This is a genomic window from Nostoc sp. FACHB-110, assembly GCF_014697425.1.
GTDB lineage: Bacteria > Cyanobacteriota > Cyanobacteriia > Cyanobacteriales > Nostocaceae > Nostoc_B.
This window is the reverse complement of sequence record NZ_JACJRU010000051.1, coordinates 37,425-52,098: the sequence shown is the minus strand read 5'-3', so window position 1 is coordinate 52,098 and position 14,674 is coordinate 37,425. Positions and strand designations below refer to the sequence as shown.

Here is a 14,674-nt window from a genome sequence, read left to right as displayed (position 1 = left end):
TCCTCTTCACTCTCGGCGATCGCAATTTTAAATGGACGGCTCATGGTTGGGTTAACTTACCAAGTTTGCTTTTCTCCATTATATGCAGCTTCATTTTTAATTGGTATTAGAAAAATAATAATATTAAGCGATCGCTCTCATCAACAATAAAGATACGGTGGTTTTGCCGTCAGCGATCGCAATGCTAACCTAGTTAATATAAAGACCAAATCAGGAGAAAACCTTTGGTAACTAGCACTGATATCGGTACACTAATTACAAGAGATCCTAAGTTGCATAGTGGTCGTCCCATTATTGCTGGAACAGGCTCAAGTGTAAGCCGCATTGCAGCTTTATACAAGCAAGGTTACAGCGCCGAAGAAATTGCTGCGGATAAACCTCACTTAACGCTAGTGCAAATTTATGCAGCATTAACTTACTATCACGCTAACCGAGAAGAAATTGATACCGATTTAGCAGAAGAACAAGCAGAGTATGAAAGACTTGCTGCACTACACAAAGCTGCAACTAAAAAATGAGTATTATTCGTTTATATTTAGATGAGGATGCTGAGAGTAATGCGCTGTTAGAGGCTTTGCGTGCGCGTAGTGTAGATGTCATAAGTGTTGCACAAGCAGAAATGTTATCTCGTAGCGATGAGGAGCAATTACAGTGGGCATCTGAGAATAAGCGAGTGATTTACAGTTTTAATATTAGAGATTACTATAGATTGCACACAATATTAGTTGCACAGGGAAAATTTCACGCTGGCATAATTTTAGGACAACAATATTATGAAATTGGCGAACAAATGCGCCGCCTTTTACGAATAATTGCCGCCAAGTCAGCAGAAGATATGCAAAATCAAGTGGAATTTTTAAGCTCTTGGGGTGAAGAATGAGCAAGTAAGCTTAGTTGAATCCCGGCAAAATTCCAATAATAGATTGAGTATTTATAAAAAAGCGATCGCTTTTCATCAACAATAAAGATACGATGGTTTTGCCGTCAGCGATCGCTATAATGATAACGTTAGTTTTGCAGATTAATTTGACGTTGAAGTTCTTGCACTTCTTCAATTGATAAACCTGTTACACGGGCTACGGCTTCTATGGGAAAACCATCTCGTAAACAATTAATGGCGATTTCTCTTTGCTTTCTCGCCTCTCCTTTTGCTTCTCCCTCTCTTTGAATAGACTGATAAATCACAGATTCCTGCATAATATCCCTCCGCAATATCTGATAAATCACCTCTTCTTCTAATTTTAGCCCTGCTAAAATTCCCGACGCTGCTATGAGATTCGCTTGTGCTGTAGAATCAGGAATTTGATCTACAATTTCCGCAACTTGGCGCAATGTGGCTTGGGAATCTGCACTTTGTCCTAGTACCGCAAAAGGAACTAACCCAGGATATTGCAGAAAAACGCTGGCGGGTTGCTCCCACAATCGAATCACGTCAAATTCATGGCGAGTGCGTTCCATTGTAAAGCTAGTTTGTTGAACCAAATCTGAACTCGTTTCTTTGAGATAAATCACAACTTGGCGCATGGGTTTATCTGGATATTTTCGATACACGCGCACACGATAATCTAACAAGCGAAACGGAACATTCTTTTTCGGTAGAGTTTGAAATTCTATGTGCAGAATTGATTCATCTGACCGTAGTAGAATTAGCGCATCAGTGCGAATTGGCTCTAAAAAAAGTTCTGAAGGTTTTATTTCCGTCATCGTTATCGATTCTCCCATCAGCCAACTAGCAAAGTCTGATGAAAAGTGTTCCGCTAAAAATCGGCAGATATCGTCATACATAGAGTGTCACAAGGTGCTAGTTTAATGCAATCGCTCAAATTATACAAATTTCCGTTCATAAGGTGCGATCGCCTTCAAAACCCAAGTAGATATTTTACTTGTTAAGAAAGTGCGATCGCTTAAATTATTACCCTCACAACCCTACACCCTTACACCCTCACACTTCTACACCCCTGTGTACCCTCACACCCCTGTTCCCTTAGAAGCAAAGTGTTTGGTAAATTAGATACAGCGCAGATATTTGTCTCGCGCCTAAATTTCTGCCAGGCAGCTGTTACTACCAAATACAAACGATTATTGATCAAAGCCAACCCAGAGACAACTTTTGTTAGGCATCTATGCTGAATTCCGTACATAGTAGCATTTGAGCTATAAATCCCGACCTAGACTAAGGTTGACGAGTTATAAGTTCTTAATGTTATAACGTCATCAGTTCTAGATGCAAAATGGGAACACTGACTAATAACTAGTGACTCATGCTTGGAGAGCATTCAACTTGGTTTCTAGATTAAGCACCGAGCAAACACAGTTGATTAGCAATGCTCAATTGAGCATCGCTGAGTATCTTTAGGTAGGTGGGTCAAGAGTAATGAATGAAGTTGACACCTCAAACAACAGGGCTGTGATGGAATCTCTCAATTCTGCTAACTCGCTACAACCAGAGCAGGCTAGCTGTCCTTTTTATTCAGTTGTGCCTTCTGAAAATATGACTATGAAGCAGTTACCACTGCTCAAACCTGCATCAGATCCACAACCAGAGCCGCCAAGTCTTCCCGCTTCTAAAGATGTTACCCAAGAAGAATGGGTGGCGGAACCCGATAGTAGACAGCAAGCAGTCATTGATGATGAATTTCAGAAACTGCTGGCGTTGAATGAAGAGCTGCGTTCAGCCAATAATGAATTGTATGAGCAAGTAGAGCATCTTAAAGATGACTTAACTGAGTCGGAAAAAGCCGTGCAGTGGCAAAAAAGACGTTGCAGCGTTACTGAGTCAATGCTCAACCAACAAGCTCAAGAATTAATTGCTGCCCAAGAGCAAATTCAGTCATTATTTCAACAGTTAGACACCGCCAGCCAAACAATTCAACGCCAAGAAACTCTCGTTGAAACCTATAAAGCACAGCTACAAATTAGCCAACAACGCCTAGCCCAGTTAGAACGGGAATGTGCGCTGTTGCAAACAAATTATAATGAACAGTCTCAGCAAGTAGCACAAGCAGAAACGACTTGTCGAGAGTTGCGTACTCGGTTGATGCGCCAGCAACGCCAAACACTGCAATTTAAGGCAGCCTTAGAAAAATGTCTAGAACCACCTGCGGCGAATGATGACTCCGCACAAGAAACAGTAACGCCTGCTTATCATCCGTCTAGTAAACAAAGCAGATTTTCGAGAAAAGCACGGTCTTTATTTCCCAACGTACAACCGATTCGACCTTGGTCAGCAGAACCAGAATCTGAGTCAGAAAATACGCCTCATCCTTGGAGTGAATCTACAACTCCCGCCTCACCTATTCCTAGCAACCCTGCACCACCACCTTCTTCTCCGTGGAACTGGGCAACTCAGGAACAAACAACACCTATTGAACCTGCTGCTAGCTCAGAAATTGATGATGAACCAGATACATTAGCAACATCAGAAACAGTTTCATCGAATGACACAGCAAAACTAGATGAGCAAATAGATAGTCTCATTCAAATGTTTTTTGCTGCTCAACCTGGAACTGCTTCACCTGCTAGTAGTGAAACTAATGTCACAAGCCATCAAACTGAAGTACCAATTTGGGAAACTTGGAAGACAAAAGAAGAAGAACCAGAAACTACACTAGAACAGCAATTAGAAGCATTAACTTCCGAAAATAATGCACCTATCACTGTACCAAGTTCAGTAATCGAAGAGTCAACAATTGTACCAGATAAGCATTCGCCACTCTCTTTTACTGTGCCGTTGCCGAAACAAACAACCCAAGAGCCAGAAAATTATTGGTCAGAACCTGTTGCCGAGAATACAGAAGAAATATCAAACACAGAGTTAAACCCAGAAACAACAGGTGACTGGAGTAATGATCATGAGTCCCAATCTCCGTCACCCGTGGTCTATCCTCAGCGTCCACCTAAAGGGCGTAAATCCTTGGCATCGGTGGAATTACCAAACTTCCGTGCCAATAGTCAAAATAATGCGTAATTAAAAATTACGCATTATTGTTGAACTAATTGAGGATGACTGCTTCTGAATTTACTGTTGATGTTTGATTTAGCGATCGCGGTTTACCTGTGGTAATTGCGTAGCGAAGTGCTAGTAATTGTAACCACAATGCCGGATGACGCGGTTCTAACCACGGTTGAATTCGGTATAAAAAGCCCGCAAACCAAGAACTCAGGAAGGCACTAACTAAGGCATAGCGACCGAAGTTAAGATAATTACCTACCCATCTGAATAAATCTTTGGGGCCTGCTAGTTCCCAAATCCACAATAGCAAGGCGGGGTTTTTGCGGGCGGCTTTGAGTGCCAAGCGGTTAAAGGTTAACCAATCGCACCTATCTTTGATAAAGTTATCTGCAACCTCTGGTGGTTCATCAGCTAATAAACCAAAGAAGGTATTTAGCATAGAGTTAATGCGCTGGGGAGGGATAAACTTCCCAGTCGGAACCATCATCCCTTTTGAAAATAGCCAAGTCACCGAAACATTGCTTTGGTAGGCGCGAATTTTATTCAAGTGGCGCGAACTGAATAAGTCATGCTTGAGGGCAATATCTAACAGCGTTGTCAAACGTTCTAAGTTCCGCACTAAAGAACCAAAACCTGTGAATACCAAAGGAGACTGAAGCGATGCCGCATCACCAATGGCAATTAATCGATCAAAGGCAACTTTGCGATCGCTACTATTCACACTAAAATGTCCTGGTATGTAGCCAAATGTCGGCTTTTTCCACACCAGTTTATCCAGATCGCAACGGCGATACTCCGGCAAAATTGTGAAAAAATCCTCATACATTTCCAGCAAAGAACCAGGATTATCGGGGTGGACTTGGTGGTAGTGAAATAAATAAATTGTCAGTTCCTCACCCGCGCCAGGAAAAAGTTCCCAAATCAACTGTCTTCCCCGCGAAATATCGCCGTGACTGTACAGCACATCACCATATTGGGAATCCCAAACCTGAGGTTCAAATCCCCCATCAATCACCGCACCTACTGTGGGACAAACACTATCAAAAGCACGACCACCGTTTAATTGCCAAGCAATAGGTGAAGCGGTTCCCATTGCGTCCACTAACAATCGTCCACTTACTTGCTGTTGTTTTTGGGTGGGTAAGTGCTTGAGTGTGACCACAACTTGAGATTTATCAATATCTGCACGGATAAACTCAGTTTCATCCCAAATATCGCCACCAGCTGCACGCAGCTTTTGTCCACATATTTGCAACAATTTTTCTGAATCTAAGGCTACGTTTAATACTGTAGGCGTGTGGAGAATAGGCGATCGCAATTTTGGCGGATTATTCCCATCAAAAAATTTGTTAAATCCGTCTTTGTATTCCCTGACAATAATACTGTCTAACTCTGCATTTGTGAGCAAACCTAGATTTAACAAGCTTTGTAGTTCATCACGCGAAATATTCCATTCGCGGTTCATTTTGCCAAAAGGTAGGCGTTCCACCAGTAGCACCTTGTATCCGAGTTTGGCCATCGCTGCTGCATGAATTGACCCCAGTGCGCCACCAATGTAAATCAAATCGTAGTCCAATTTTGGATTTGAGATGTGAGATTGAGGATGAGAAAAGATCACCTGACGCGGTTGTTGGGGATGAAGTACACCTTCTCGCCAGCGTTGTTCCCACCAATAAGCACGTTTGAGGTCATATTCGCCATTCGGCATTTTTTGAAAGTATTTAACTGTAAGTGGGTAATATGACGCTAGTGCCTCAAAAATTGATTGTTGGGATAAATCAATTGCTGGCGGTTTGGGGTACTGATGGGGAAAGCGTTGTCTAATTTCTTTCTTGAGACGTAGCAAAATCTCTTTCTCTTGAGGGAAAGACTGATCTGACCAACGGAAGACCTTTAAATAGGTAGTTCTCTGCACTGACCAGACAAAAACAGAAAGTTCTGTCGGTAAATTTTCGGTAATAGTCTGCTTAGATGCTGTATATTCTGTAGGTAATTTCAGGCAGAAGCCATCTAAGGTGAGTAATTTTTCGCCAAATCCAGGTTGAAAATCCACTTGTAGCCAACGGCGTACAACTGCCGTATCTGAAATTGGCACTTCTAAATAAAGGATCTCTTTCATGTGTTGCTGACATCTCCGCTCAAGATACTCATTTCGACAGATTTATTAATGGCGAAAAATACGCTAAACTCCGCCCTATTAGTCAAATAAAGATTCTGTAAAGAACTTTTAATAATTTGTCAAAAATTTTTTCCATTTTGTAACTTTGTAAACCCACGCCATGAATTATCCCATTCCCGATAGCCCTCAAGATATTCTCGCCTTACAACAAAAGCCCATTGATGAAGAACTTGTAGCTTCTGCGATCGCAGGAGTAATTAAAATTGTCCGTTCTCAAGGTAAATCTTTGGAAGACTTAACAGCACAAGTCCTCGAAGATGACCCCATGCTAGATAGACAGCAACGACGTTGGCTAAGTCAACTGCTGGCTCAAGCCTGGGAAAGTTTTACTTAATAAGCAGGGGGTAAAAGAATTTTTAATTTTGGATTGCCGTTAGCGCAGCGAAGCGCGAGTCTGCCAGCATATTTTAGATGCAAAGATTTTCTGAATCTAAAATCCAAAATTGATTGACTCAGCAATTTTCACACAGCTGTTGTCAAACAAATCCAAAACTCTCTCATTCCTCTTTGCGCCTTTGCGCCTCGGCGTGAGAAAATCCCCCATCCGACAACACCCAACGCAGAAAATTTCCTCACACTTCCACTTCAAAGCCTCAACGTTCGAGTAAAAAGGCTCAATTGACTCTCGATCAACTCCAATTATTATCTGATAAGAGATGGCGATCGCGCTTCAACACCACTTTGACAACAGTCGCCTCAAGTTGGAGAATCTGAGTGCTGAGGAGCCAGTGCGTTGGGCAACTGCGCCGCAGGCGTTCCCGCAGGTTAGCATCTAGCGTTGCTGAGTTAAAAATACTAGCCCCTCATCCCTAAGCCTTCAAGGCCGCCTCTGCTTGGGAGTGCAACAACAGACCATATTCCAGACCCTCAACTACTGCTTGATAGGAAGCTGCCAAAATATTTGCGGAAACGCCGATAGTCGTCCAGCGTTGATGACCATTGCCTGACTCTACCAAAGCTCTAGTTTTGGCTGCTGTACCTGCGTGTCCATCGAGAATCCGCACTTTATAATCAGTCAATTCAAAGCTGGCAATTTGGGGATAAAAGTTGGCTAAAGCTTTGCGTAAAGCTGCATCTAAAGCCGCAACAGGGCCGTTACCTTCGGCTGCTTCTAAAATATCTTGAGCGTTGACGGCAACTTTCACAGTTGCTAAAGCACTACTCGCTTCTTTACCTTCAACTAAATCACAATGTACTTGGAAGCCTTTAACTTCAAAGAATTCTTGACGCGCTCCCAAAGCTTCATACATTAATAGTGCAAAGCTCGCTTCAGCAGCTTCAAATTGATAGCCTTGGCTTTCTAATTGTTTTAGACGATGGAGAATTTGCCGTGCTTGGGGCGTTTGCTTATCTAGTTCAATGCCAAAAGTCCGGGCTTTGGCGAGTACATTACTGAGTCCCGATTGTTCAGAAATGACTATCCGCCGCCGGTTTCCTACTTGTTCGGGTTGAATGTGTTCGTAAGTTAAAGGATTGCGTTCAACTGCGGAGACATGAACACCACCTTTATGGGCAAAAGCCGAACGACCAACAAAGGGAGCGTGTTCATCTGGTGCAAGATTTACTACTTCACTGACAAAGCGACTTGCTTCTGTAAGCTCACTCAGCTGGTGTTCTGCGATACAGCTATAACCCATCTTTAGCTGTAAGTTGGGAATTAAAGAACAAAGGTTAGCATTTCCGCAACGTTCACCATAACCATTAATTGTTCCTTGTACCATTGTTGCCCCAGCCATAACAGCGGCTAGGGCATTTGCTACTGCCAGTTCTGAATCATTATGAGTATGAATGCCGATTTGGGGAGTTGTCATTGCTTGTTGACAAATCACAGATGACAAATGACGCTTGACAGTTTGTACGCTTTCGCTGACTTCAGGAGGCAAAGTTCCGCCATTGGTATCACATAAAACTAACCATTCTGCACCAGAAGCGATCGCCGCCGATAATGTCTGTAAAGCGTAATCTCGATTGTGCTTATAACCATCAAACCAATGTTCGGCATCGTAGATCACGCGTCGCCCGTGGGAGCGAAAATACTCGATAGTATCGCGGATCATCGCTAAATTTTCTTCTAAAGTTGTCTTGAGACCTTCTGTAACGTGTAAATCCCAAGATTTCCCGAAAATTGTCACCCAGCGCGAACCCGCCGTTAAAATCGCTTGTAGCATTGGTTCCGCCGCCGCCACCGTATGAGGACGACGCGTAGAACAAAATGCCACAATTTCTGCTTGTTTTAGCGGATCTTCTTGTAATTGCCAGAAAAACTGAACATCCTTCGGATTCGCCCCCGGCCAACCACCTTCAATAAAAGGAATTCCCAGTTGGTCGAGTCTTTTGGCAATGCGGAGCTTGTCTTCAGTAGACACTGATAGCCCTTCGCATTGAGTACCATCCCGTAGCGTAGTGTCATAAAGCCAAATTTGAGGTGGGAGATTTGTGGTCATAAGACAAAATCATGCGAGACAACTATAGAGGAAATGTGCCAATATACAACAAAAAGCCAGTTAGGTAATTTAAATATGCCCCCAATACTAGCTTTAAATCATCCAACTCAGTGCATCGGGCGATATGTCCACCAAAGCTTGTAGTTAAATTGGGGCATATACAGACAATTTAGGATCAAATTACAAAAACTTTGCAGGACAATGGTAATGGTCGATCAAACGGCGTTACTCAGTTAAGGGACTATCACGTAGCTGGCAGTTATAGTGCAGGTTGGCTCAAACAAGAGAATGTAATGATAGCGAATTAGCATCACAAAAGCTGCGATCGCTACTTTTTTATTTTCCTACGATAGACTTGCATTGAGCCTGTCATAAAGAGGATTTTAAGGATTCATGAGTCAGGGCGATCGAATACTTGAGAAATCATAAGGTTAGGTTAAAAGGAGCAAAATCATATGGGTAGATGGACACCGCTTATTCTGATGGGTGGAGGCTTGGCAATATTATTAGGTACATTGCTAGGTATCAACTTTCCAATGGGGCAACAACAAACTGCTAGTAACACTCCCAGTGGCAATACTCCAGGCGGCAAAACATCACGAGTTCTCCCAGCCAATATTAATGTCAATAGCACTGCTCCCAGTCGTGGTAGTCGTGAGTTAAGCGAAGACAGAGCTAACACTACTCAAGAAAATAACACTGCCGTTGAACCTAGAGGCGGCCGCAGCGTCAGACAAGACAATCTCAATACAGCTGAACGGAATACAAATGAGCGCAGAACCAGTGTGGCTCAAAACACCACTCCCAGCGAGTCATTTTCAACTCCTGAGAATACAGATACAACTACTAGAGAAGTTCAATCTACAGAAACTCAATCAAATGAGACATCGGTGAGTGATAGCGACACCAGAACGCCAATTCGCGCTTTGTGGTAAAATTTTGGGGGTTTGAGGGTGTAGGGGTGTAGGGATGTAAATAATACCCTCATACTCCTATATTCTTATACCAAGCCTAAATAAGTGACCTTTTTGCAAAAGTCTTAAAGTTATTAGTTATAAGTTATTTAGTTGTGTACTAATGATCAATGGCTAATAACCAATGACTAATGACTAATGACTAGTGACATTTTAATTATTGGTGGCGGTGTTATTGGCTTGGCGATCGCCGTCGAACTTAAACTGCGCGGGACAAAAAATGTCACCGTGCTTTGTCGTGATTTCCAGGCTGCTGCTACCCATGCGGCGGCGGGGATGCTGGCTCCAGATGCCGAAATTATCCAAGACCAGGCAATGCGGCAGTTGTGCTGGCGATCGCGTACATTATATCCAGAATGGACGCGCAAATTAGAAGACTTAACTGGGATAAATACTGGTTATTGGGCTTGTGGTATCCTTGCCCCGGTTTATCAACCACCAACATCGCCTGCACCGCGTGAATCACCTGCTTACTGGTTAGATCAAGCCGCTATTCATCAATATCAGCCAGGATTGGGAAATGATGTTGTTGGTGGCTGGTGGTATCCTGAAGATGCTCAAGTTGATAATCGCTTATTAGCACAAGCACTGTGGACAGCCGCAAAATCTCTTGGTGTTGACCTCAAAGATAACGTTACAGTTGAAGGATTAATTCAACAGCAAGGACAAGTAATCGGTATCCAAACGAACACCGAAGGCATGATTCGTGCTAGTCACTATGTCTTAGCTGCGGGTGCTTGGGCTAGTGAATTGTTACCTTTGCCTGTGAGACCGCGCAAAGGGCAAATGCTGAGTTTGCGCTTACCGGATTTTGTCCCAGAATTGCCCCTAAGACGTATTTTATTCGGTGAAAATACTTACATCGTGCCACGGCGGAGTCGTTCAATTATCATCGGTGCAACTAGTGAAGATGTAGGTTTTACTCCCCATAACACCCCTGCTGGCATTCAAAATTTACTTCAGCAAGCCATCCGCCTTTATCCCCAATTGCAGGATTATCCGATTCAAGAACTGTGGTGGGGTTTTCGCCCTGATACCCCAGACGAATTACCGATTTTAGGCACTAGCCATTGTGAAAACTTGACTTTAGCGACTGGTCATTATCGCAATGGCATTTTACTCGCGCCAGTCACAGCAGAAATTATTGCGAATTTAATCTGCGAACAAAAATCCGATTCTTTGCTGCCGAATTTCCACTATACTCGCTTTCACACCCAGCCATCTACCGCCCCTATGCTCACTCACTCTGCCAATTTTACCAATGGGCATCGTGCGATCGCACCGCTCCCCACTCCCGACTCCCCACTCCCCGACTCACCACTGATAATTGCTGGCAAAACCTTCCAATCTCGTCTGATGACGGGAACCGGAAAGTATCGCAGTATAGAAGAAATGCAGCAAAGCGTTGTTGCCAGTAATTGTCAAATTGTTACCGTTGCCGTTCGACGCGTTCAGGCTAAAACCCCTGGACATGAAGGGTTAGCCGAAGCACTAGACTGGTCAAAAATTTGGATGCTACCGAATACTGCGGGTTGTCAAACAGCCGAAGAAGCGATTCGCGTCGCCCGTTTAGGACGAGAAATGGCAAAACTGCTAGGACAGGAAGATAATAACTTTGTCAAATTAGAAGTTATCCCAGATCCAAAATATTTACTACCCGATCCCATTGGCACACTGCAAGCCGCCGAACAACTAGTAAAAGAAGGGTTTGCGGTATTGCCTTATATCAATGCTGACCCGATGTTAGCCAAGCGTTTAGAAGATGTTGGCTGTGCAACAGTCATGCCTTTAGCATCACCCATCGGTTCGGGACAAGGGTTAAAAACAACTGCCAATATCCAAATAATTATTGAAAACGCTAAAGTGCCAGTCGTGGTAGATGCGGGGATTGGTTCGCCCTCAGAAGCAGCGCAGGCGATGGAATTAGGCGCAGATGCCTTGTTAATTAATAGTGCGATCGCGTTGGCACAAAACCCTGCTGCAATGGCTTATGCGATGAATTTGGCCGCAGTCGCCGGACGCTTGGCCTATCTAGCTGGCAGAATGCCGATTAAGTCCTACGCCAGTGCTAGTTCCCCTGTGACTGGGACAATTAACAGTTAACAGTTAACAGTCAACAGTTAACTGTTGACTGTCGGCTAAATGTAAAAATTTATCGCTGATAGTGAGAGTAAATTGTATCGGTTTCTGTAACATTAGATCATAAATGTTCAAAATTAAGAATAAGGAATTGCTTCATGCCCTACACGAATGAAGAAGGCGGTCGTCTTAACAATTTTGCCCAGGAACCAAAGGTTTATCGAGCAGAGCCTCCGACTGCGGAACAAAAGCGTAATTACATCATCCTCGGAGTCGCTGCTACAGTTTTGGTCGGTGGCTTAATTTTTGTCGCCTTCTCCGTGTCCAATCTCAGTTAAGCAATAACTGTCTAAATAAAATCTAATTTTTTTGAATTATTGCAGGTTTCTATGTTAGAGGAACCTGTTTTTTGTGGATTTTGTCAACATCCTATAGTAAGAATTGATATAGCAGTTGAAGCATAAATTAAAACAGTGTTGATTGCTTAAAGACCTGAAAATACTGAATTTAGACTCAGCACGCTGCTCAACGCCCCACTAGCGCTAACAGCACTTTGTTATGGGAAAATTACCCCGAACTCTGCGACTGACAATAGTTTTGCCAACTTACAGCATTTTTGATATGGATGAGGTACATTTTCTAGTCTCTAGTCCCTAGCCCCTCTCCCCCTTGAAAGATGTACTGCACCAAACTGAGAAACGCTGTAAATCCACCTTGATAAAAAATATACACTTTTTTGGCTATTGAGCCTCCATGAGCGTGAATGATCCGGCACACCCCGATAATTTTGCTTGGAATCGGCAAGTATATCACCGCCTGAAACTTGCCCTAAGTTTAGGCTTAAGACGACAACTGTTTTTAGCCGTTTGTGACGATTTACAATTGCGAAATCAAGTAGCAGCGCGGTTGCACTCTACTTTGGCTTATCCAGTTGGACAAGTGCTTTATCAGCCCCAAGATAGCCAAGAAGCTACCAGTACTTCAGCCTATCCACGGCTAGTCACTTTGCGTTTAAATCTTCATGAGCCTAACCCCGTCGCACAAATTAATCAATGGTTGGCTAATTATCCCCCGCCGATTGTGGGCGCATCTAAAGACAGCCCTGGACGGCCTTTACCAGTACCAACATTTCAAATCGTGGGTGTGGAACAGCTAACTAAACAGCCTGTGGCTGTTCAACGGTTATTTCTGCATTATTTACGTCTTGCGGAAGCATCTTTATCTAGCGAAGAGGCGAATGGATTTTTAGAATCTAGTGTGTTGTTGTGGATATCCCGTCCTTGGTTATCGGCTATTCAGCAATCAGCACCACAGTTTTGGCATTGGCGGACTGGTGTATTTACCTTTGCTGGGGAACCAACACCAGCACGTAATTTAAATTATCCCGAACGTTTCCCCAGTTCCCGCAATCTCGACTTAGGCAAGATAGAAGGGGCGACTTTCAACGAATCAGCAGTTGAAGCAAAACCCAAAGCTCAAAAAAATACAGAAGCAGAAAATGGTGGGGTTTTAGAAACTTTAGCCAAGCCAGCCACGAAGGTGCTAGAAGTAGCGCCACCACTGGGTTTTTTGCCAGATGAAACTACAGATGCGGGTAAAGCTAGTCAGACAAGTAACCTATCGCTGTCGTCGTTGTCTCATATTAATCAGGATTTAAGCGAGTTAGTCCTGGCAACTATTAATACGAAAACTTCTCAAGAAGAGGAGAACTGGCAACCGCAACAAATTTTATTAGAGATTGAGGAATTACACGCCAAGCAAGCTGCACCGCAGGATTTAGCAGCAGCTTATCAGCAGCTAGGAAATGCCTATCGCTTGCGAATTGAACAAGGACATTCCACCTTAGAAAATCTGATGGTAGCGATTCTTGCCTATCAAGAAGCGATCGCCTACGATGAAGAATCGCCCCAATTACCGGATATTCTCAACGATTTAGGCACACTTTATTGGATGCTTTACCGCACGCCACCAAATGTGGAAGCGGGACAAAATTACATCGAACAGGGAATTGAATTTTATCAGTTGGCGTTAAAGATGATTTCGCCGCAGTCTCACCCAGAAACTTATGCGCGCGTGCAGAATAATTTAGGGACAGCTTATGGTGATTTGGCAAAATTTTCTAACCCTGGGGAAAATTGGCAGCAAGCAGTTTTAGCTTATACAGAAGCGTTGCGCTACCGCACTGTAGAAATGGACACCTTCAAGTATGCAGCTTGCCAAAATAATTTAGGTACAGCTTACTGGCATTTGGGACAATACAATCAACCAGTACTGCATTTAAAAAAAGCGATCGCAGCTTATAATCAAGCGATCGCCCATTACAATCCCCAACAGGAACCACTAAAATATGGCATGATTCAAAATAACATCGGTACTGCTTACTGGAATTTGGCGCAATACGAACAACCAGCCGAAAATCTTCAGCAAGCAATTGATGTTTACTGCGAAGCTTTGAAATATCGCACTGCCGCCACTATGCCGAGTGCTTGCGCTGCTACTCAAAATAATTTAGCCACCGCTTATTGGCATTTATCGAACTTACCCCAAACTACCAAAGAAAGCAAGCAAAAATTATTAAAATTATCGATTATTGCTTACGCAGAAGCTATTAATTTGGCGCATTCTTTAAAGGGAATTCCTTTAAGCTTTGATTTATTTGCGGCACATAATAACTTAGGATTAGCTCATTATCAGTTAGTTACTGATATTTATTTTGATGGCGATAAAGCAACGCGATCGCACCACTTAGAAATAGCCTTAGATCATCATTTACAAGCCTTAAACGGATTAAGTAAACAACCAGAAGCGTATCAAACTACCTTTGCTTATGTAGTCAAAACAATTCGCACTTTCCACAGCGAATTAGGTATTCAAGGACAAAATCTCGCTTTATCAAAAGTTCCCGGACAATTGCTGCCGGAAATTTTATCAAAGCTATAAAACAATACAATTCAGATAAGTAGAGGGACATAAATAATTGGAATTAGGGCTAGGCAGGAGGGAAGAGATTTTTAACTATTTTGTCTAAGACTTATCTAGTTAAGTT

At 43.1% G+C, this 14,674-nt stretch carries 11 protein-coding genes; 8 read left to right on the top strand and 3 right to left on the bottom strand.

The features are described 5' to 3' along the window. The first annotated feature begins 224 nt into the window (after positions 1–224). Together H6G69_RS29580 and H6G69_RS29575 are read left to right on the top strand one after the other, a co-directional pair. Entirely contained in the window at positions 225–518 is a 294-nt protein-coding gene (locus tag H6G69_RS29580) for a DUF433 domain-containing protein (protein WP_190692687.1), read from the top strand. Next, entirely contained in the window at positions 515–880 is a 366-nt protein-coding gene (locus tag H6G69_RS29575; RefSeq protein ID WP_190692686.1) for a DUF5615 family PIN-like protein, read from the top strand. The genes H6G69_RS29580 and H6G69_RS29575 overlap by 4 nt, the downstream gene beginning before the upstream one ends. Positions 881–1,008: 128 nt before the next feature. Here H6G69_RS29575 and H6G69_RS29570 read toward each other — a convergent pair whose 3' ends face one another. After that, a complete protein-coding gene (locus tag H6G69_RS29570; RefSeq protein WP_190692685.1) occupies positions 1,009–1,785 on the bottom strand; it encodes an Rpn family recombination-promoting nuclease/putative transposase in 777 nt (258 codons plus the stop codon). 589 nt (positions 1,786–2,374) lie between these two features. Here H6G69_RS29570 and H6G69_RS29565 point away from each other — a divergent pair. After that, positions 2,375–3,967: a hypothetical protein gene (locus H6G69_RS29565; protein ID WP_190692684.1), complete on the top strand. Its 1,593-nt coding sequence runs from the start codon at positions 2,375–2,377 to the stop codon at positions 3,965–3,967. A 25-nt stretch (positions 3,968–3,992) separates the two neighbouring features. Here H6G69_RS29565 and H6G69_RS29560 read toward each other — a convergent pair whose 3' ends face one another. Continuing rightward, complete coding sequence (locus tag H6G69_RS29560) at positions 3,993–6,071, bottom strand: NAD(P)/FAD-dependent oxidoreductase (protein WP_190692683.1); 2,079 nt, start codon at positions 6,069–6,071, stop codon at positions 3,993–3,995. 160 nt (positions 6,072–6,231) lie between these two features. On the opposite strand from H6G69_RS29560, the gene H6G69_RS29555 reads away from it, so the two are divergent. Continuing rightward, complete coding sequence (locus tag H6G69_RS29555; RefSeq protein WP_190692682.1) at positions 6,232–6,465, top strand: hypothetical protein; 234 nt, start codon at positions 6,232–6,234, stop codon at positions 6,463–6,465. Between the two features lie 475 nt (positions 6,466–6,940). Here the strand turns inward: H6G69_RS29555 and cimA are convergent, their stop codons facing one another. Next, positions 6,941–8,575: a citramalate synthase gene (gene cimA, locus H6G69_RS29550; protein ID WP_190692681.1), complete on the bottom strand. Its 1,635-nt coding sequence runs from the start codon at positions 8,573–8,575 to the stop codon at positions 6,941–6,943. Positions 8,576–9,030: 455 nt separating this feature from the next. Between cimA and H6G69_RS29545 the strand changes: the two genes are divergently transcribed. The 4 genes from H6G69_RS29545 to H6G69_RS29530 all read left to right on the top strand — a co-directional run bounded on the left by H6G69_RS29545 (position 9,031) and on the right by H6G69_RS29530 (position 14,568). Then, positions 9,031–9,510 (top strand): hypothetical protein, encoded by a 480-nt coding sequence (locus tag H6G69_RS29545; protein ID WP_190692680.1) that lies wholly within the window; start codon positions 9,031–9,033, stop codon positions 9,508–9,510. Between the two features lie 177 nt (positions 9,511–9,687). Next, the gene (gene thiO, locus H6G69_RS29540) at positions 9,688–11,652 is read left to right on the top strand and encodes a glycine oxidase ThiO (RefSeq protein WP_190692679.1); all 1,965 of its coding nucleotides are present in this window, start codon (positions 9,688–9,690) and stop codon (positions 11,650–11,652) included. 134 nt (positions 11,653–11,786) lie between these two features. After that, positions 11,787–11,966 carry a photosystem II assembly protein Psb34 gene (gene psb34, locus H6G69_RS29535; RefSeq protein WP_062291392.1) on the top strand — a complete coding sequence of 60 codons (180 nt, stop codon included), beginning with the start codon at positions 11,787–11,789 and terminating at the stop codon, positions 11,964–11,966. Between the two features lie 415 nt (positions 11,967–12,381). Then, a complete protein-coding gene (locus H6G69_RS29530; protein ID WP_190692678.1) occupies positions 12,382–14,568 on the top strand; it encodes a tetratricopeptide repeat protein in 2,187 nt (728 codons plus the stop codon). The last annotated feature ends 106 nt before the right edge of the window (positions 14,569–14,674 follow it).